This window comes from Pseudomonas sp. P110(2024), from assembly GCF_057480795.1.
The window spans coordinates 206,437-224,205 of record NZ_JBLIYT010000011.1; the positions used below are offsets into that span (position 1 = coordinate 206,437).

Here is a 17,769-nt window from a genome sequence, read left to right on the forward strand (position 1 = left end):
ATTGATGACGCCCGGCCCCTCCACTGTGCAATGAGGATTTCCATGCGCGCGATTCGCATGCTGTTGGTTTCTGCCCTGGCTACGGCCAGCCTGTCGGCCCAGGCCGGCGAACAGGACGTCCAGCGCCTGACGCAATTGCTGGAAAAGTCGCAGACCATCGAAGCCAATTTCTCCCAGCTGACCCTGGATGCCGGTGGCACCAGCCTGCAGGAGACCAACGGCAAGATGACCGTCAAGCGCCCGGGCCTGTTCTACTGGCACACCGATGCGCCGCAGGAGCAGGTAGTGGTGTCTGACGGCAAGAACGTCACCCTGTGGGACCCGGACCTCGAGCAGGCGACTATCAAGAAGCTCGACGTGCGCCTGAACCAGACCCCGGCGCTGCTGCTGTCCGGCGATGTGTCGAAGATCAGCCAGAGCTTCGACATCACCTCCAAGGAGCAGGGCGAAGTGATGGACTTCACCTTGAAACCCAAGACCAAGGACACCCTGTTCGACTCGCTGCGCGTGTCGTTCCGCAGGGGCCTGATCAATGACATGCAGCTGATCGACAGCGTCGGCCAGCGCACCAATATCCTGTTCAATGGCGTCAAGGCCAACCAGGCGGTGCCGGACAGCAAGTTCCAGTTCGACATCCCCAAGGGCGCTGACGTCATCAAGGAGTAAGCGGAGCCTGTGATGGACCTGTTTCGAAGCGAACCCGTCGCCCAGCCCTTGGCCGCCCGCCTGCGTCCGTCCAACCTGGACGAGTACGTCGGCCAGGAGCACTTGCTGGCGCGCGGCAAGCCGCTGCGCGAGGCGCTGGAGCAGGGTGCGTTGCACTCGATGATCTTCTGGGGGCCGCCGGGGGTGGGCAAGACCACCCTGGCGCGGCTGCTGGCGCAGTTCTGCGACGCCCACTTCGAAACGGTGTCGGCGGTGCTGGCCGGTGTCAAGGAGATCCGCCAGGCGGTCGAGGTGGCGAAGCAGCAGGCCGGCCAGTATGGCCGGCGCACCATCCTGTTCGTCGACGAGGTGCACCGCTTCAACAAGTCGCAACAGGATGCCTTCCTGCCCTACGTGGAGGACGGCACGCTGATCTTCATCGGCGCCACCACCGAGAACCCGTCGTTCGAGCTGAACAACGCGCTGCTGTCGCGGGCGCGGGTCTACGTGCTCAAGAGCCTGGACGAGGCGGCGCTGCGCAAGCTGGTCGATCGCGCCCTGAGCGAGGAGCGCGGCCTGGGCAAGCGCAACCTGCGGGTGGGTGATGAGGCGTTCAAGATGCTCATGGCCGCCGCCGACGGCGATGGCCGGCGCATGCTCAATTTCCTCGAGAATGCCTCGGACCTGGCCGAAGACGGCGGCGAGATCGGCGTCGAGCTGCTGCAGAGCCTGCTCGGCGACAGCCGTCGGCGTTTCGACAAGGGCGGTGAAGCGTTCTACGACCAGATTTCCGCGCTGCACAAATCGGTGCGCGGCTCCAATCCGGACGGTGCGTTGTACTGGTACGCGCGCATGCTCGACGGCGGCTGCGACCCGCTGTACATCGCCCGCCGCGTGGTGCGCATGGCCAGCGAGGACATCGGCAATGCCGACCCCCGCGCCCTGAGCCTGTGCTTGGCGGCGTGGGACGTGCAGGAGCGCCTGGGCAGCCCCGAAGGCGAGCTGGCGGTGGCCCAGGCCATCACCTACATCGCCTGCGCTCCGAAGAGCAACGCGGTGTACGTGGGCTTCAAGGCGGCCATGCGCGAGGCCGCCGAGCACGGTTCGCTGGAAGTACCGCTGCACCTGCGCAACGCGCCGACCAAGCTGATGAAGCAACTGGGCTATGGCGAGGAGTACCGCTATGCCCACGACGAGCCGGACGCCTACGCCGCCGGCGAGGACTATTTCCCCGAACAGCTCGAGCCGCGCCAGTACTATCAACCGGTGCCGAGGGGGCTTGAGCTGAAGATCGGCGAGAAGCTCAAGCACCTGGCCGAGCTGGACCGCAACAGCCCTCGTCAGCGGAGAAAACCGTGATCGCACTCATCGCTGCCGTCAGCGCTGGCGGGATTGCCGGCACGCTGCTGCGCTTCGCCACCGCCAACTGGGTCGCGGCCCACTGGCCACGGCACTTCTATGCCGGTACGCTGGCGGTCAACCTGGTCGGCTGCCTGCTGATCGGCCTGCTCTACGGGCTGTTCCTGCACAAGCCGCTGGCGCCGGTCGAACTGCGCGCCGGGCTGATCGTCGGCTTTCTCGGCGGTTTGACCACTTTTTCCTCCTTCTCGCTCGATACCGTGCGCCTGATGGAAAGCGGGCAGGTCCCGTTGGCCTTGGGCTATACCATTATCAGCGTGGTGGGCGGCCTGCTCGCGACCTGGGCCGGCCTGTCCCTGACCCGATTCTGAACCAACATCTACACATAACGAGAGAACGACATGCTCGATTCCAAACAGTTACGCACTGAACTTCAGGCAGTGGCGGACCGCCTGGCCACCCGTGGCTTCAGCCTGGATGTCGCGCGCATCGAATCGCTGGAAGAGCGCCGCAAATCGGTGCAGACCCGCACCGAGCAACTGCAGGCCGAGCGTAACGCCCGTTCCAAATCGATCGGCCAGGCCAAGGCCAAGGGCGAGGACATCGCACCGCTGATGGCTGACGTCGAGCGCATGGCCAATGAGCTGGCCGCCGGCAAGACTGAACTGGACGGTATCCAGGCCGAGCTGGACGGCATCCTGCTGACCATCCCCAACCTGCCGGACGCCAGCGTGCCGGTCGGCGCCAGCGAAGACGACAACGTCGAAGTGCGCCGCTGGGGGACCCCGACCACCTTCGACTTCGAGATCAAGGACCACGTCGCCCTGGGCGAAGTCAGCGGTGGCCTGGACTTCGAGGCCGCGGCCAAGCTCTCCGGCGCCCGCTTCGCCGTGCTGCGCGGCCCGATCGCCCGTCTGCACCGCGCCCTGGCGCAGTTCATGATCAACCTGCACACCGGCGAGCACGGCTACGAGGAACACTACACCCCGTACCTGGTGCAGGCTCCGGCCCTGCAAGGCACCGGCCAGCTGCCGAAGTTCGAGGAAGACCTGTTCAAGATCAGCCGCGAAGGCGAGGCCGACTTCTACCTGATCCCGACTGCCGAAGTGTCGCTGACCAACCTGGTGGCCGGCGAGATCCTCGACGCCAAGCAGCTGCCGCTGAAATTGGTCGCCCACACCCCGTGCTTCCGCAGCGAGGCCGGTGCCTCGGGCCGTGACACCCGCGGCATGATCCGTCAGCACCAGTTCGACAAGGTCGAGATGGTGCAGGTGGTCGAACCGTCCAAGTCGATGGAGGCGCTTGAAGGCCTGACCGCCAACGCCGAGCGCGTGCTGCAACTGCTGGAGCTGCCGTACCGCGTGCTGGCGCTGTGCACCGGCGACATGGGCTTCGGCGCGGTGAAGACCTACGACCTGGAAGTGTGGGTGCCGAGCCAGGACAAGTACCGCGAGATCAGCTCGTGCTCGAACTGCGGTGATTTCCAGGCGCGCCGCATGCAGGCCCGCTGGCGCAACCCGGAAACCGGCAAGCCGGAGCTGGTGCACACCCTCAACGGTTCGGGCCTGGCCGTCGGGCGTACCCTGGTGGCGGTGCTGGAGAACTACCAGCAGGCCGACGGCTCGATCCGTGTGCCGGAGGTGCTCAAGCCGTACATGGGTGGCGTCGAGGTCATTCGCTGAATGGACTACCTGCCGCTTTTCCATAAGCTGCAGGGCGGCCGTGTGCTGGTCGTCGGCGGCGGCGAGATCGCCTTGCGCAAGGCGCGCCTGCTGGCCGATGCCGGCGCCGCGCTGCGGGTGGTGGCGCCGGAGGTCGACGGCCAGTTGGCCGCGCTGGCCCGCGAGGGCGGTGGCGAGGTGCTGGTGCGTGGCTACCAGGCGAGCGACCTGGAGGGCTGCCGCCTGGTGATCGCGGCCACCGACGACTCGGCGCTTAACGCCCAGGTCTCGGCCGAGGCCCAGGCGCGCAGCCTGCCGGTCAACGTGGTGGATGCGCCGGCCCTGTGCACGGTGATCTTCCCGGCCATCGTCGACCGTTCTCCCCTGGTGGTGGCGGTCTCCAGCGGTGGCGACGCCCCGGTGCTGGCGCGCTTGATCCGCGCCAAGCTGGAAGCCTGGATCCCGTCCGCCTACGGCGAACTGGCCGGGCTGGCGGCGCGTTTCCGGCACAAGGTCAAGGCCTTGTACCCGGACGTCAACCAGCGGCGTGGCTTCTGGGAGAGCGTGTTCCAGGGCCCGGTTGCCGAGCGCCAGCTGGCCGGGCAGGGCGCCGAGGCCGAGCGGCTGTTGCAGGCGATGGTCGACGGCGCGCCGGTGCAGCAGGGGGGCGAGGTGTACCTGGTGGGCGCGGGGCCGGGCGATCCGGACCTGCTGACCTTCCGTGCCCTGCGCCTGATGCAGCAGGCCGACGTGGTGCTGTATGACCGCCTGGTGGCCCCGGCCATCATCGAGATGTGCCGGCGTGATGCCGAGCGCATCTATGTCGGCAAGCGCCGCGCCGACCACGCCGTGCCCCAGGACAAGATCAACCGCCTGCTGGTCGACTTGGCCCGCCAGGGCAAGCGCGTGCTGCGGCTCAAGGGTGGCGATCCGTTCATCTTTGGCCGTGGTGGCGAGGAGATCGAGGAGCTGGCCGACGAGGGGATTCCATTTCAGGTGGTGCCGGGTATCACGGCGGCCAGCGGCTGTTCCGCCTATGGCGGGATTCCGCTGACTCATCGCGATTATGCCCAGTCGGTGCGTTTCGTCACCGGTCACCTGAAGGATGGCACCAGCAACCTGCCGTGGGATGACCTGGTGGCGCCGTCCCAGACCCTGGTGTTCTACATGGGGCTGGTCGGGTTGCCGACCATCTGTGCCGAGCTGATCCGTCATGGGCGCGCGGCGAGCACGCCGGCGGCTTTGGTGCAGCAGGGGACCACGCGCAACCAGCGGGTGTTCACCGGCACCCTGGCTGACCTGCCGGAGCTGGTGGCGCGGCATGAAGTGCATGCGCCAACCCTGGTGATCGTCGGGGAGGTGGTGCAACTGCGCGAGAAGCTGGCGTGGTTTGAAGGGGCGCAGGACGCCTGAGCACGTTGTAGATCCACGTGGGAGCGGGCTTGCCCCGCGATAGCGTCAGAGGCGGCAACATTGTTGCCTGATCCGGCGCCATCGCGGGGCAAGCCCGCTCCCACGTGGGGTCTTCATCTTCTCTGCCAGATCCCTCTGCCCGACAACCGCTCCCGGTCATGCGGCAAGCCAAAGTCCTGCAACGGCCCCTTGGGCACGATCCCGTTCGGGTTGATGGTCTTGTGGCTCATGTAATAGTGCTTCTGGATATGTTCCATGTTCACCGTGCCCGCCACCCCCGGCCACTGGTACAGCTCGCGCAGCCAGTTGGACAGGTTCGGGTAGTCGCTCAGGCGACGCAGGTTGCACTTGAAGTGCCCGTGGTACACCGCATCGAAACGCACCAGCGTGGTGAACAGGCGCACATCGGCCTCGGTCAGGTACTCGCCGGCCAGGTAGCGCTGGTGGCCCAGCAGCCCTTCCAGATGATCCAGTTCGTTGAATACTTCGTCGAAGGCGGCCTCGTAGGCGTCTTGCGAGGTGGCGAAGCCGGCGCGGTACACGCCGTTGTTGACGGCCGGGTAGATACGCTCGTTGAGCGCATCGATGGTCGCCCGCAGCGGCTCGGGGTAGAGGTCCAGGGTATTACCGGTCAACCCGTCGAAGGCGCTGTTGAAGATGCGGATGATCTCGGCCGACTCGTTGTTGACGATGCGCTTCTCCTGTTTGTCCCACAGCACCGGTACGGTCACGCGCCCGGTGTAGTTCGGATCGTCCTGGGTGTAGCGCTGGTGCAGGTACTGCAGCGCATCCAGTTGATCGCCGCTGGAGCCTTGCTGCTGGTCGAAGGTCCAGCCATGCTCGCCCATCAGCCAACTGACCACCGAGACATCGATCAACGGCTCCAGGCCCTTGAGGGCACGGAAGATCAGGGTGCGGTGCGCCCACGGGCAGGCCAGCGACACGTACAGGTAATAGCGGCCGGCCTCGGCGGCGGGCAGCGGGTTGCGCCGCTGGGCGTTCTCGCGCTGGAAGGCGCCGTCCTTGCTGCTCTGGTACCACTGGTCATGCCAGTGGCCATCGATCAAAAGGCCCATCTCGGAGCTCCTCGAAACACAATCGTTTGTCGTTGGAGCTCAGTCTAGGGCAAAGCGTTCGAAGAAATAGCGCAAAGACTGCCCTATTCCTATCGACTTATTCGATGTCTATGCGGGCGGCCCAGTAGGCGCGGGCATTGTTGAACGCCTGCTCGCGCTCCTGGCCGAGCCCGCGTAGGGCCAGGGCCATGGTTGCGACCACGGCCAGTTCGCCGTAGCTGTCCTGCGCCTCGCCGCGCCACACCGCCAGCAGGTGCTCGGGCTGCAGGCTGGCCGGCTTCACATGGCGCTGGGCGCTGAGCGCCGGCCACTCTTCGTCCCAGGCCTCGCCGGCCGAGGTGCCGTACAGGTGGCTGATGACATCCGGGTTGACCTCGATCTCGCCACCGTCGCCCTTGATGACCACGGCATGATCGCCGAGCAGGCGGCTGGCTTCGCGGTGCACCGCCTGGTAACCGGGGTGGAAGATGCTCTGCAGGCCGCAGCGGGCGGCAAGCGGGTTGAGCACCCTGGCCAGCGAGTGGATGGGCGAGCGCAGGCCCAGGGTGTTGCGCAGGTCGATCATGCGTTGCAGCTGCGGCGCCCAGTCCTGCAAGGGAAAGAAGGCCAGTCGGTGGCGGTCCAGGGTCTGCTCCACGGCCGTCCAGTCACGGCTGAGCGGGATCTCCAGCAGGTCGAGCAATTGCTCGGTGTACAGTCGCCCGGCCGTATGGGCGCCACCACCGTGCATCAGGATGCGCACGCCATTGCCTGCCAGGCATTTGGCCGCCAGCAGGTACCAGGGCAGGTGGCGCTTCTTGCCGGCGTAGCTCGGCCAGTCGAGGTCAACGGCGATGCGCGGCGCCTGCAGGTGGGCGCGCAGGGCCTCGGTGAAGCCGGCCAACTCCTCGGCGCTTTCTTCCTTGTGCCGCAGCAGCATCAGGAAGGCGCCCAGCTGGGTGTCCTCGACGTTGCCTTCGAGCAGCAGGGTCATGGCGGCGCGGGCTTCCTCGCGGGTCAGGCCGCGGGCGCCGCGTTTGCCCTTGCCGAGGATGCGCACGAACTCGGCGAACGGGTGTTCGGCCGGGGTTTCCAGGGTCAGCGGGCGTGTGTCGTTCAGCTGTGGCTCGGTCATATGCAGTTGGTCGGCTTGGGCAGGCCCGCCAGCTTGGCGGCGAGTTTGGCGGGGGTGCCATTGAACAGGCGGTTCAGGTGCGGGCTGTTGCCTTTTTCCGCACCGAGCTTGAGCGCGGTGTACTTGATCAGCGGGCGGGTGGCTGGCGACAGCTGGTACTCCTGGTAGAACTGGCGCAGCAGCTCGAGGATTTCCCAGTGGTCCGCGGTCAGGGCGATGCTTTCGCGCGTGGCGAGGGCCTCGGCGACTTCGTGGGACCAGTCCTGCAGCTCGACCAGGAAGCCGTCCTTGTCCAGGGCGATGTGGCGATCGCCGACAGTCAGGGTACTCATAACCAGCTGTTGACCTTGTCGTGGTGCAGGGTGAGTTCGACGAAGGCGGCGTAGTCCACGGCCTTGGCCAGGTGGCTGTCGAGGGCACGGGCCTGCAGGTCTTCGGCAAGGGCGAACAGCCGCCCGCCGAGGTTGGCGGCCTGCAGGATGGCGAACGGCTCGCTGCCGGCCTTGAGCGCGTAGGTGGCGTCGCCGCACAGCAGCAGCCCGTCTTGCGGGCCCAGCAGGCGAAGGCAGCTGGCCAGGCGCTCGTCGCCGAAGGGCGAGTGGGCGATTACATGCAGGGTCGTCATCAGAGCGTCACCACCTGGTCGAAACGGGCAATCAGCGCGGTCAGCGCACTATCGTCGAGCACCTCGACCGGCAGCGCCAGGGCATCACCGTCCAGCCCCCGGCGGGCCAGGCTGTGGCCGCAGGCGAACAGCTCCTCGACCCCGAACATCGGCAGGGCCTGGAGGTTGGCGGTCAGGTTCTTCTGCTGCAGGGCGTCGGGTTGCTGCGCGGTGGCGAGCTGGAACACGCCGTCGTCGATGAACAGCATGCCCAGCGGCAGGTCGAAGGCGCCGCCGGCCAGGGCGATGTCCAGCGCCTCGCGGGCGGACGGGCCGTTCCACGGCGCCTGACGGCTAATGATCAACAAGGACTTGGCCATCTCAATCACCTCCGAAGCAGACCAGACGGTCGGCCAGTTGCGCGGCTTCGTGCAGTTGGCCCAGGCCGGACAGCTCCCACGGCATCGGCAGGTTCACCGCCGGGCGCTGGTAGCGATTGGCCTCGGTGTCATCGAGCACGCCCCGGCGCAGGGCTGCGGCGATGCACACCACGGCGTCCAGGCGGTGGTCGCTGACGAAGGCGCGCCACTGCGCAGCCACGTCCAGCTCGTCCTGGGGCGTGACGATATTGGCCGAGGCGCTGTGCACCCCATCCTGGTAGAAGAACAATCGGGCTATTTCATGCCCGCCGGCCAGCACCGCCTCGGCAAAGCGCAAGGCGCGGCGCGAGGAGGGCGCATGGGCCGGGGAAAAGACCGCGATGGCGAATTTCATGGAAGGCTCGTGCAAATGAATGCGGCCATGATAAAGCAAAAAGCCCGCGCTGGTGGGCGCGGGCTTTTGCTCAGGCGGGCACGGCTCAGGCCTGCTCCTTGCCCTCGGGCAGGAACCAGTTGAGCAGCAGGGCACAGATGCCGCCGGTGGCGACGCCCGACTCCAGCACGTTGCGCAGCGCCGCCGGCATGTGCGCGAGGAACTCCGGCACCTGGGCCACGCCCAGGCCCAGCGACAGCGACACGGCGATAATCAGCAGGGCGCGGCGGTCGAGACGGGTGCTGGCGAGAATGTTGATGCCCGAGGCCGCCACGGCGCCGAACATCACCATGGCCGCGCCACCGAGCACCGGCTCCGGCACTGCCTGGATTACCCCGGCGACGCTGGGGAACAGGCCCAGCAGGATCAGCATGGCGGCGATCCAGATACCGATATGGCGGCTGGCGATGCCGGTCAGCTGAATCACGCCGTTGTTCTGGGCGAAGATCGAGCTGGGGAAGGTGTTGAACAGGCCGGCCAGCAGCGAGTTGGCGCCGTTGACCAGCACCCCGCCCTTGATCCGTTGCATCCACACCGGGCCTTCCACCGGCTGGCGCGAGACCTTGCTGGTGGCGGTCACGTCACCGATGGCTTCCAGCGAGGTGACCAGGTAGATCACCAGCATCGGGATGAACAGCGACCAGGAGAAGCCCAGGCCGAAGTGCAGCGGCGTCGGCACCTGGAACAGCGCGGCCTGGTGCATGCCGGTGAAGTCCAGGCGGCCCAGGTAGCCGGCCAGGGCATAGCCCACGGCCAGGGCGATGACGATGGCGCAGCTGCGCATCCACACCACCGGAATACGGTTGAGGATGACGATGATCGCCAGTACCACGCCCGACAGCAGCAGGTTCTCGCCATCGGCGAAGGTGCCATTGGCCATGGCGCCGAAGCCGCCGCCCATGCTGATCAGGCCGACCTTGATCAGGGTCAGGCCGATCATCAGCACGACGATGCCGGTCACCAGCGGGGTGATCAGGCGCTTGACGAAGGGCAGGATGCGCGACACGCCCATTTCCACGAACGAGCCGGCGATGACCACGCCGAAGATCGCCGCCATCACGCTTTCTACCGGCGTGCCCTGCTTGACCATCAGCGCACCGCCGGCAATCAGCGGGCCGACGAAGTTGAAGCTGGTGCCCTGGACGATCAGCAGCCCGGCGCCGAACGGCCCGAAGCGCTTGCACTGGACGAAGGTGGCAATACCCGAGATCACCAGCGACATCGACACGATCAGGTTAGTGTCACGCGCCGACACGCCCAGCGCCTGGCAGATCAGCAGGCCCGGCGTGACGATCGGCACGATGATCGCCAGCAGGTGCTGCAATGCCGCCAGCAGGCCGATCAGTAGGCGAGGCTTGTCCTCGAGGCCAAGGACCAGTTCATTGGCAGGCGTCGCCGCGCCTGGGCCGTGTTCGTGTGAACTCATGGGAAAATGCCGCCCCGGAAGAAAAAAGGAGCGCATTCTACGGGCAGAAAGCCCATAGGGGTAGAGGCAAGCACGATGGCCGCACAATCGAAGGGGAATGGGGTAATAAGCTGACTTTTAAGTCAATCTTCGCTGGCTTTGCTACCGCTGTTCAGCAGGCACGAAAAAGCCCGCCGAAGCGGGCTTTTTGTGAGGCGCTGTCAACCGATTCGATCAGTCGTCGCGGCCCATGATGCCGAACAGCTGCAGCAGGCTGACGAACAGGTTGTAGATCGACACGTACAGGCTGATGGTGGCCATGATGTAGTTTCGCTCGCCGCCATGGATGATGGCGCTGGTCTGGAACAGGATGCAGACCGACGAGAACAGTACGAAGCCAGCGCTGATCGCCAGTTGCAGGCCGCTGATCTGGAAGAAGAAGCTGGCCACCACGGCACCCAGCAGGACGAAGAAGCCGGCGGTGATGAAGCCGCTGAGGAAGCTCATGTCCTTGCGGGTGATCAGCACGTAGGCCGACAGGCCGCCGAACACCAGGGCAGTCATGGCGAAGGCCGAGCTGACCACTTCGGCGCCACCGGCCATGCCCAGGTAGCGGTTGAGGATCGGGCCGAGGATGAAGCCCATGAAGCCGGTGAGGGCGAAGGTAGACACCAGGCCCCAGGCCGAGTCACGCAGCTTGTTGGTGAGGAAGAACAGGCCGTAGAAGCCGATCAGCACCACGAAGATGTTCGGGTAGCCGACACGCATCTGCTGTGCGACGAAGGCCATGATGCCGCTGAAGGCGAGGGTAAGGGCCAGCAGGCTGTACGTGTTGCGCAGGACCTTGCTGACCTCCTGCTGCTCGACCTGCTGGCCGTGTTGGACGGCGTAATCCTGTTCGCGCATGGCGCACTCCTTTGGGGTGAGACCGCGGTCCGGGACCGACGGTAGTGGAACGTATGAGGCAGAGCATATCAGAGCTGTCGCAGGGCGCGACACAGAGAGTTTGACAGCTTGTTACATTACGGTATGATTGCCGCCGCAAAACAAGCTGGAAGCGTGGCCGAGTGGTTTAAGGCAACGGTCTTGAAAACCGTCGATGGGCAACTATCCTAGAGTTCGAATCTCTACGCTTCCGCCATATTCAAAGCCCTGATTTTTCAGGGCTTTTTGCGTTTTTGGGCATAGTAAAACTACCCATGGGAACACCCGCTGGAATGGTTTGATTTGTCAGCGCTGACAATACTTCGCTACTTGGTGGGTTTCGCCAAGGCTCCAATTCGACGATAAACCCGCTCGGTAATGTCGCCCTTGGTGTGGCCAAGCAGCAGGCTTGCGTGGTCGATATCGGTGATCTCTGAAGCCGCTTTCGGGCGAATGTCACGGAACTGGAACTGGCTGATGCGGCCTGCCAGTACTTGGTCTCCGGCTGCTACAGCCTCCTTCACCGCTTGCTCTCGTGCATCGTCCCAGCGGTGTCGTAGCATCGCGGCTGTGACCCGTTTGCCGCCTCGGTGAGTATCAAGTAGGGCGAGCCATGAGCCTCGTTGCGTTTCAAGATCTTTTCGATCAGGACGCCCATCCCGCTGGCCAATCCGTCCACCTCTAGCATGATCCGCAGCTTCTTGTGGGTCTTCTTCTGTTTGACGCCGAGGGCTTTGTCCTTGATGTGATCCTTCCTCATCACCAGCACGTCCGCAGGACGCTGACCTGTCAAATACGCCAAGTCCATGGCGACCCTCAGATCATCAACCGCCTTCGCATATACCGCACTCCAGACCGCGTCATTGGCGTAGAAATCTCGGGGCGTCTCCTTGTTTTTACGCACACCTTGGCAAGGGTTCTCCTTCGTGGTGAGCCCCACTCTCGGGCCAGGTTGTAGACGTGGGAGTGAAGTGCGATCTCCCGATTTGCCCTCACGGGCGCTGACCTGGCATCCCGGTACTGTGCGACTAGGACCGGCGTTTTTGCGTCAATCGGCGCCTCGTCGAAGAAGGGGCGAAGCTGGCGGAGCTTTGCCAGATTGTCCTTTGGTGTTCGTTCTGCCTTCTCGGGGATTACGTCGCGCGAAGATCGCTTTCATTAAGCAGCAGATCAAGAGGCTTGTCTTTCGCTTCCAGCTCAGCCCATTTTTGACGCCGGGGGCGACAGGGCAAATGACCCTCTACGGTTCGGGACATCAAACAGCGGCACCTCAATCCTCCCCCGTTGCTTTGCCTTGCGAAAAGCTTCGTAGAAGGCGGGCGATTTTCTGCGCAGCGCATCGCTACGGAAATGGGCTTGGGAGTGCATCGAGGGAGAGCAAGTCGAACAGTTTCCCCGTCGATTTGTTGGTTGCGGACATCCCTAAAAAGTGCTGATTGCTCGGCGAGTCGCCGCCGAAATGTGAAAATCCCCATGCCCGCGTTGTACAGTGCTGGTACGCCGGGGGGGAATAGGCAGTTGCCGAAAGAAAAATGCAGTCCTTTAACCACTAGTTCCCGCGAAAGGAAGTCAGATGCACATCCGCCTTGCTCAACTCAGCGATGTCCAGGCCATTGCCGAGATCTACAACCAGGGGATCGAAGACCGCAGCTCTACGTTCGAGACCCTGCCACGCACCGCCATGGATGTGCAGCCCTGGGTGGCCGACATGTCTCGCCATCCGGTGCTGGTCGTCGAGGTCGACGGCGCGGTAGTGGCGTGGGCAAACCTGAGCAGCTACCGCGCACGTTCGTGCTACGCCGGCATCGCCGACTTCTCGATCTATTTGCACCGTGACGTCCGCGGACGTGGCATCGGCAAGGCGCTGCTCAAGGCATTGCTCAGCGAGGCTGAGGCACGTGGTTTCTGGAAAGTCCTCTCCCGCATTTTCACCTTCAACGAGGCGAGTCTCGCGCTCTGCCAGTCCTGCGGTTTCAGGACGGTTGGCGTCTATGAGAAGCACGCTTTCCTTGAAGGTCGCTGGCTGGATTGCGCGATTGTTGAGCGGGTGTTCCCGTCGAACCAACCCGGTCCAGATGGCGAAGCAACTGCGGCATGAGATAGCCGGCGTCAGCCCCTACACCCCTGAGGGTTGCCGAGGCGAAGTTCCTTTGCTTGGGCAGACCGACGAAGTACAGGCCTGGCAACTGATCTGCCACGCCGTTTCGCTGCAGGACACGACCTTGCTGGTCGGCGACTGGAAGGCGTGCCAGAACCTCCAGGTTCGGCCGGAAACCCGTGGCGAAAATCAGCGCGTCGGCCTGCTGGGCCGTTCCATCTGGCCAGAGGACGCCATCGGGCAACACCTTCTGGAACATCGCTTTGCGCTGGAGTCGTTCGGTATCCAGAGCCTTCCCGTACTGCACCACTTCGTCTCGCAGCGGGTAGCCCTGGGGATCGCCGGGAAACCCGGTAGCGCTGAATACTCTGCCGGGGAGAACAGTTGCAGGCTGTCGTAGTAGTTACGCCAGTTTCCACCCGGGCGCGTCTGCTCATCCAGGATGAGAAAGTCCAAGCCCTGTTGCTGCAAATGCCAGCCAAGCGCCAAACCCGCTTGCCCACCACCGATGACGATCACATCCACCGCGCGACTCGATTTATTCATATGTGCGCACTCATGCATATATCAGGACAAAAAAAGGGCACGAGCTACGGGCAGCACAGCGAAACCAGACCCTTGGTTCGCTGGAGCAGCCCCTCAAGGCGCTCGACGATCGCCCCACCATTCACTTCGTAGAACACCTGCCTGCCCACCTTGGTGGCTTTCACGATCTGGGCATCGTGCAGCACCTGCAGATGCCTGGAGACCACCGAGCGCTCCTGCGGCAGTTCTTTAGCGATTTCGCCGACATCCGCCCGGCCCAGCAGGAGCACGCGCTTGAACACCGCGACCCTGGAGGGCTCGCAGAGTGCTTTGAAGAAGGCTTCGTCCAGCGACTCGATGGCAGCGTCGATGGCTTGGGTGCGGAGGTTCTGGTTGGTCGTCATGCCGCCAATATATGTGCACGAATATGCACATGTAAAGCCACCCATCATCGGAGGGGTTGCGATACATTCGAAAAAGCGTATATTCGAAAAACCATATACACGCAGAGCACCTCGTGATGACTGGCAAGATCCGCGTCCTGTTTGTTTGCACCGCAAACGCTGCTCGCTCCCAGCTCGCCGAAGCATTGCTCCGACACACAGACCCTGTGCGCTTTGAAGCATTCAGCGCCGGTACTCAGCCTGGCGAAGTAGATCCGCGTACCTACGCGGCGCTTGAGCACCTCGGTATCGATGCCAGCGACCTGCGCAGCAAGTCCATCGATGAGTTCGCCGACGAGCGCTTCGACTACGTCATCACCCTTTGCGACAAGGCGGCGCTGGAATGCCAGTTACTGCCGGCATTGGGCGATCGCTTGGCGTGGCACTTCGAAGATCCGGTCACCAGCGACAAACACGATGCCTTCCGCCATACGCTTCACGAGATCCATGAGCGCATCAAGATGTTCGTCCTCGTGAAAACCCAACACTGAGAATCGGTATGACTGATCCACTGACCCCTACCAAGGTTTTCAAATGCCTCGCCGACGAGAACCGCATTCGGATGATGTTGCTGATCGCCCGCGAGGAAGAGCTCTGCGTCTGTGAGCTGACCTGTGCGCTGGAGGAAAGCCAGCCCAAGGTTTCCCGCCACCTGGCGCAGCTGCGCACGTGTGACCTGCTGGCAGACCGCCGCCAGGGCCAATGGGTTTACTACCGGCTACATCCGGAGCTGCCCGCCTGGGTACGCGAGATCCTGAAAACGACGCTGGAGGCCAATAGCGAGTGGCTGAACAGCAGTTCCACTCGACTGGACGCCATGGGTGACCGCCCACAGCGCGTCGCCACCTGCTGCTGATCACTGCCGAGCGAAAATCGATGAGAGTTCTGTTCCTCTGCACCGCCAATAGCTGCCGCAGCATCCTGTCAGAAGCCGTGTTCAACCACCTGGCCCCGGCCGGTATGAAGGCCTACAGCGCCGGCAGCCAGCCCAAGGGCGAGGTACATCCGCTGTCCATCTCCGCGCTGCAGCGCGCCGGTATTTCCACCGATGGCCTCAGCAGCAAATCCAGCGATGCACACGCCGAGCTGGCACCGGACTTCGTCATCACTGTCTGCGACAAGGCCGCCGGCGAAGCCTGTCCTGTGTTTTTCGGGCCGGCAGTAAAAGCCCATTGGGGGCTTTCCGATCCATCGGACCTGCAGGGTAGCGCCGCCAAATTGGATGCGGCTTTCGACACCACGCTTGAGCAGATCGAGCGACGTATCACGGCATTCCTTGCACTGCCTTTTGAACAACTGAATGCCGGGCAGCTCAAGGTCGAGCTGGCCCGCATCGGAACGCTCTGACGTTTAGGGAGATCCACCATGAGCAAAAGCCGACTTTCCTTCCTTGACCGTTACCTGACGGTCTGGATCTTTCTGGCCATGGGCCTCGGTATCGCCCTGGGCAGCTTGCTCCAGGGATTGCCCGCGTGGCTGAACAGCCTGTCGGTAGGCTCGACAAACATCCCCATCGCGATTGGCCTCATCGTCATGATGTACCCGCCGCTGGCGAAGGTGAAATACGAGGAACTTCCTCAGGTTTTCAAGGACAAGCGCATCCTCGTGCTGTCGCTGGTCCAGAATTGGGTAATCGGCCCGGTACTGATGTTCGGGCTGGCAGTAGTGTTCCTTTCCGACAAGCCTGAGTACATGACTGGCCTGATCCTCATCGGCTTGGCGCGCTGTATCGCCATGGTGCTGGTGTGGAACCAGATCGCCGGTGGCAACAACCAGTACGTGGCGGGCCTGGTCGCCTTCAACAGCATTTTCCAGATCCTGTTCTTCAGCGTGTACGCCTGGATCTTCCTGGGCCTGCTGCCGCCGCTGTTTGGCCTTGAGGGGAGCGTCATCGAGACCAGCTTCCTCGACATCGCTCAGTCGGTGATGATCTATCTGGGCATCCCGTTCCTGGCCGGTTTCCTGACCCGCAAGATCCTGATCAGTAGCAAGGGTGAGACCTGGTACCAGGTGCGCTTCATTCCGAAGATCAGTCCGCTGACGCTCGTGGCGTTGCTGCTGACCATCGTGGCCATGTTCAGCCTGAAGGGCGACATGGTGCTGCAGCTGCCGCTGGATGTGCTGCGCATCGCCATCCCGCTGACCATCTACTTCGTGGTGATGTTCTTCATCAGCTTCTGGATGGGCAAGCTGCTGGAGGCCGACTACCCGCGCACCACCGCGCTGGCGTTCACCGCAGCGAGCAACAACTTCGAGCTGGCCATTGCCGTGGCCATCGCCACCTTCGGCCTCGCATCGCCGGTTGCCTTTGCCACTGTCATCGGCCCCTTGGTGGAAGTGCCGGTGTTGATCTCGCTGGTGGGCGTGGCCTTGTGGCTCAAGCGCCGCTGGTTTGATCAGCCCTCTGGTGCCTTGTCTCAGGAGTAAATCATGACCGAACATCACATCCCCAACATCGACAACGATCTGGTCGACCTGCCGACAGCAGACAAACTGGCAGTCGAGCAAAAGTCCACCCATAAGCCTCGCATCCTGCTGCTGTACGGCTCGACCCGCGAGCGCTCCTTCAGCCGTCTGCTGACAGAAGAAGCGGCACGCCTGCTGGAGCACTTCGGTGCGGAGACGCGGATCTTCAATCCCTCCGGCCTGCCACTGGCGGATGACGTGCCCGATGACCACCCCATGGTCAAGGAACTGCGTGAGCTGGTGCTGTGGTCGGAAGGCATGGTCTGGTGCTCGCCTGAGCGCCACGGCGCGATGACTGGTGTGTTCAAGTCGCAGATCGACTGGATTCCACTGAGCATGGGCGCCGTGCGCCCAACGCAGGGCAAGACCCTCGCGGTGATGCAGGTCTGCGGCGGCTCGCAGTCGTTCAACGTGGTCAACCAGCTGCGCGTCCTCGGCCGCTGGATGCGCATGTTCACCATCCCCAACCAGTCGTCCGTACCCAAGGCCTACCTGGAGTTCGACGAGGCCGGCCGCATGAAGCCCTCGGCGTACTACGACCGTGTTGTCGACGTGATGGAAGAGCTGGTGAAGTTCACCCTACTGCTTCGTGATCGCTCCGACTACCTGGTCGATCGCTACTCCGAACGTAAAGAGTCGGCTGAAGAGCTATCCAAACGCGTTAATCAACGCTCCATCTGAGGCTTTCTGAGCATGCAACTGCACCCGTACTCCGTGTTGGCGACTCCTGAGCTGATCGGCCAGCTGATCTTCACACCGTGCCCTGGTACCAAGGACACCTCGGTATCCCAAGCGCTGGCAACGCTGCGCGAAGCCGGTGCGAGTGCACTGGTCACCCTGATGCCGAGTGAAGAGCTGCTGCAGAACGAGATCGACCTGCTGCCCGAGGAGTGCCAACTGCTCGGCCTCGAATGGTTCCACCTGCCGGTAGAGGACGACCAGGCACCCGGCGAACCCTTTGCTGCCGCCTGGGAGATCCACCGGGAACGTCTGAAAGCGTTGGTGATGACTGGCAAGATGATCGCCATTCACTGCAAAGGCGGCTCCGGGCGCACCGGCCTGTTTGCGGCCCGCCTGATGATCGAGTGCGGCATTCCAGTGCAGGAAGCTGTTGATCAGGTCCAGGCCCTGCGCCCACGTGCAATTCAGAACCCTGCGCACGTCGACTACATCAACCAGTTCGCCAATACCCTCTGACCGTCCGCTGACGGCTACGCGAGAAT

The 17,769-nt window shown here is 63.6% G+C and carries 22 protein-coding genes, 1 tRNA gene and 1 pseudogene; 13 read left to right on the top strand and 11 right to left on the bottom strand.

Annotated features, from left to right (window positions below; translation table 11 throughout):
- Positions 1–42 precede the first annotated feature (42 nt).
- From lolA to cysG, 5 genes are read left to right on the top strand one after another with little or no spacing between them, the layout of a single operon-like run.
- Complete coding sequence (gene lolA / locus AC25ND_RS19025) at positions 43–666, top strand: outer membrane lipoprotein periplasmic chaperone LolA (protein ID WP_028692385.1); 624 nt, start codon at positions 43–45, stop codon at positions 664–666.
- Positions 667–678: 12 nt separating this feature from the next.
- Positions 679–2,004, top strand: coding sequence for a replication-associated recombination protein A (locus AC25ND_RS19030; protein WP_028692384.1), 1,326 nt, complete (start codon positions 679–681; stop codon positions 2,002–2,004).
- Positions 2,001–2,375: a fluoride efflux transporter CrcB gene (gene crcB / locus AC25ND_RS19035; RefSeq protein ID WP_028692383.1), complete on the top strand. Its 375-nt coding sequence runs from the start codon at positions 2,001–2,003 to the stop codon at positions 2,373–2,375. Before AC25ND_RS19030 ends, crcB begins: the two co-directional genes overlap by 4 nt.
- A 30-nt stretch (positions 2,376–2,405) precedes the next feature.
- Positions 2,406–3,686, top strand: coding sequence for a serine--tRNA ligase (serS, locus tag AC25ND_RS19040; protein WP_028692382.1), 1,281 nt, complete (start codon positions 2,406–2,408; stop codon positions 3,684–3,686).
- On the top strand, positions 3,687–5,078 hold the full coding sequence (gene cysG, locus AC25ND_RS19045) for a siroheme synthase CysG (protein WP_069017328.1): 1,392 nt from the start codon (positions 3,687–3,689) through the stop codon (positions 5,076–5,078). It begins immediately after the preceding gene.
- A 113-nt stretch (positions 5,079–5,191) separates the two neighbouring features.
- On the opposite strand, the gene AC25ND_RS19050 is transcribed toward cysG, so the two are convergent.
- The 8 genes from AC25ND_RS19050 to AC25ND_RS19085 all read right to left on the bottom strand — a co-directional run bounded on the left by AC25ND_RS19050 (position 5,192) and on the right by AC25ND_RS19085 (position 10,996).
- Positions 5,192–6,154, bottom strand: coding sequence for a glutathione S-transferase family protein (locus AC25ND_RS19050; RefSeq protein ID WP_186596732.1), 963 nt, complete (start codon positions 6,152–6,154; stop codon positions 5,192–5,194).
- 97 nt (positions 6,155–6,251) lie between these two features.
- The gene (locus AC25ND_RS19055; protein WP_186596803.1) at positions 6,252–7,235 is read right to left on the bottom strand and encodes a glycosyl transferase family protein; all 984 of its coding nucleotides are present in this window, start codon (positions 7,233–7,235) and stop codon (positions 6,252–6,254) included.
- Positions 7,236–7,264: 29 nt separating this feature from the next.
- Positions 7,265–7,600: a TusE/DsrC/DsvC family sulfur relay protein gene (locus AC25ND_RS19060; protein ID WP_028692378.1), complete on the bottom strand. Its 336-nt coding sequence runs from the start codon at positions 7,598–7,600 to the stop codon at positions 7,265–7,267.
- Entirely contained in the window at positions 7,597–7,893 is a 297-nt protein-coding gene (gene tusB / locus AC25ND_RS19065; RefSeq protein WP_088852950.1) for a sulfurtransferase complex subunit TusB, read from the bottom strand. The genes AC25ND_RS19060 and tusB overlap by 4 nt, the downstream gene beginning before the upstream one ends.
- Positions 7,893–8,252: a sulfurtransferase complex subunit TusC gene (tusC, locus tag AC25ND_RS19070; protein ID WP_182323413.1), complete on the bottom strand. Its 360-nt coding sequence runs from the start codon at positions 8,250–8,252 to the stop codon at positions 7,893–7,895. Before tusC ends, tusB begins: the two co-directional genes overlap by 1 nt.
- Position 8,253: 1 nt before the next feature.
- Positions 8,254–8,646 carry a sulfurtransferase complex subunit TusD gene (gene tusD / locus AC25ND_RS19075; RefSeq protein WP_028692375.1) on the bottom strand — a complete coding sequence of 131 codons (393 nt, stop codon included), beginning with the start codon at positions 8,644–8,646 and terminating at the stop codon, positions 8,254–8,256.
- Positions 8,647–8,731: 85 nt separating this feature from the next.
- Positions 8,732–10,111 carry a nucleobase:cation symporter-2 family protein gene (locus AC25ND_RS19080; RefSeq protein WP_062359683.1) on the bottom strand — a complete coding sequence of 460 codons (1,380 nt, stop codon included), beginning with the start codon at positions 10,109–10,111 and terminating at the stop codon, positions 8,732–8,734.
- A gap of 213 nt (positions 10,112–10,324) precedes the next feature.
- On the bottom strand, positions 10,325–10,996 hold the full coding sequence (locus AC25ND_RS19085) for a Bax inhibitor-1/YccA family protein (RefSeq protein ID WP_028692373.1): 672 nt from the start codon (positions 10,994–10,996) through the stop codon (positions 10,325–10,327).
- Between the two features lie 147 nt (positions 10,997–11,143).
- On the opposite strand from AC25ND_RS19085, the gene AC25ND_RS19090 reads away from it, so the two are divergent.
- A tRNA-Ser gene (locus AC25ND_RS19090) sits at positions 11,144–11,231 on the top strand.
- Positions 11,232–11,340: 109 nt separating this feature from the next.
- Here AC25ND_RS19090 and AC25ND_RS19095 read toward each other — a convergent pair.
- Positions 11,341–12,228 (bottom strand): annotated as a pseudogene (locus tag AC25ND_RS19095) (tyrosine-type recombinase/integrase); the annotation flags it as partial.
- Between the two features lie 359 nt (positions 12,229–12,587).
- On the opposite strand from AC25ND_RS19095, the gene AC25ND_RS19100 reads away from it, so the two are divergent.
- Positions 12,588–13,112 carry an arsinothricin resistance N-acetyltransferase ArsN1 family A gene (locus AC25ND_RS19100; protein ID WP_186596734.1) on the top strand — a complete coding sequence of 175 codons (525 nt, stop codon included), beginning with the start codon at positions 12,588–12,590 and terminating at the stop codon, positions 13,110–13,112.
- A gap of 189 nt (positions 13,113–13,301) precedes the next feature.
- Here the strand turns inward: AC25ND_RS19100 and AC25ND_RS19105 are convergent, their stop codons facing one another.
- Together AC25ND_RS19105 and AC25ND_RS19110 are read right to left on the bottom strand one after the other, a co-directional pair.
- Positions 13,302–13,676 carry an FAD-dependent oxidoreductase gene (locus tag AC25ND_RS19105; protein ID WP_420917100.1) on the bottom strand — a complete coding sequence of 125 codons (375 nt, stop codon included), beginning with the start codon at positions 13,674–13,676 and terminating at the stop codon, positions 13,302–13,304.
- A gap of 26 nt (positions 13,677–13,702) precedes the next feature.
- Positions 13,703–14,041: an ArsR/SmtB family transcription factor gene (locus AC25ND_RS19110; RefSeq protein WP_028692330.1), complete on the bottom strand. Its 339-nt coding sequence runs from the start codon at positions 14,039–14,041 to the stop codon at positions 13,703–13,705.
- A gap of 116 nt (positions 14,042–14,157) precedes the next feature.
- Here AC25ND_RS19110 and AC25ND_RS19115 point away from each other — a divergent pair, with 116 nt between their 5' ends.
- Genes AC25ND_RS19115 through AC25ND_RS19140 form a run of 6 tightly spaced genes read left to right on the top strand, consistent with a single transcriptional unit; the run spans position 14,158 to position 17,743 of the window.
- Positions 14,158–14,571, top strand: coding sequence for an arsenate reductase ArsC (locus tag AC25ND_RS19115; protein WP_486976521.1), 414 nt, complete (start codon positions 14,158–14,160; stop codon positions 14,569–14,571).
- Between the two features lie 8 nt (positions 14,572–14,579).
- On the top strand, positions 14,580–14,936 hold the full coding sequence (locus tag AC25ND_RS19120; protein WP_028692329.1) for a metalloregulator ArsR/SmtB family transcription factor: 357 nt from the start codon (positions 14,580–14,582) through the stop codon (positions 14,934–14,936).
- Between the two features lie 20 nt (positions 14,937–14,956).
- Positions 14,957–15,427 carry an arsenate reductase ArsC gene (locus AC25ND_RS19125; protein ID WP_069017335.1) on the top strand — a complete coding sequence of 157 codons (471 nt, stop codon included), beginning with the start codon at positions 14,957–14,959 and terminating at the stop codon, positions 15,425–15,427.
- Between the two features lie 18 nt (positions 15,428–15,445).
- Positions 15,446–16,507 (top strand): ACR3 family arsenite efflux transporter, encoded by a 1,062-nt coding sequence (arsB, locus tag AC25ND_RS19130; protein WP_186596739.1) that lies wholly within the window; start codon positions 15,446–15,448, stop codon positions 16,505–16,507.
- A 3-nt stretch (positions 16,508–16,510) separates the two neighbouring features.
- Positions 16,511–17,227: an arsenical resistance protein ArsH gene (arsH, locus tag AC25ND_RS19135; RefSeq protein WP_028692326.1), complete on the top strand. Its 717-nt coding sequence runs from the start codon at positions 16,511–16,513 to the stop codon at positions 17,225–17,227.
- 12 nt (positions 17,228–17,239) lie between these two features.
- The gene (locus AC25ND_RS19140; protein ID WP_186596743.1) at positions 17,240–17,743 is read left to right on the top strand and encodes a phosphatase domain-containing putative toxin; all 504 of its coding nucleotides are present in this window, start codon (positions 17,240–17,242) and stop codon (positions 17,741–17,743) included.
- The last annotated feature ends 26 nt before the right edge of the window (positions 17,744–17,769 follow it).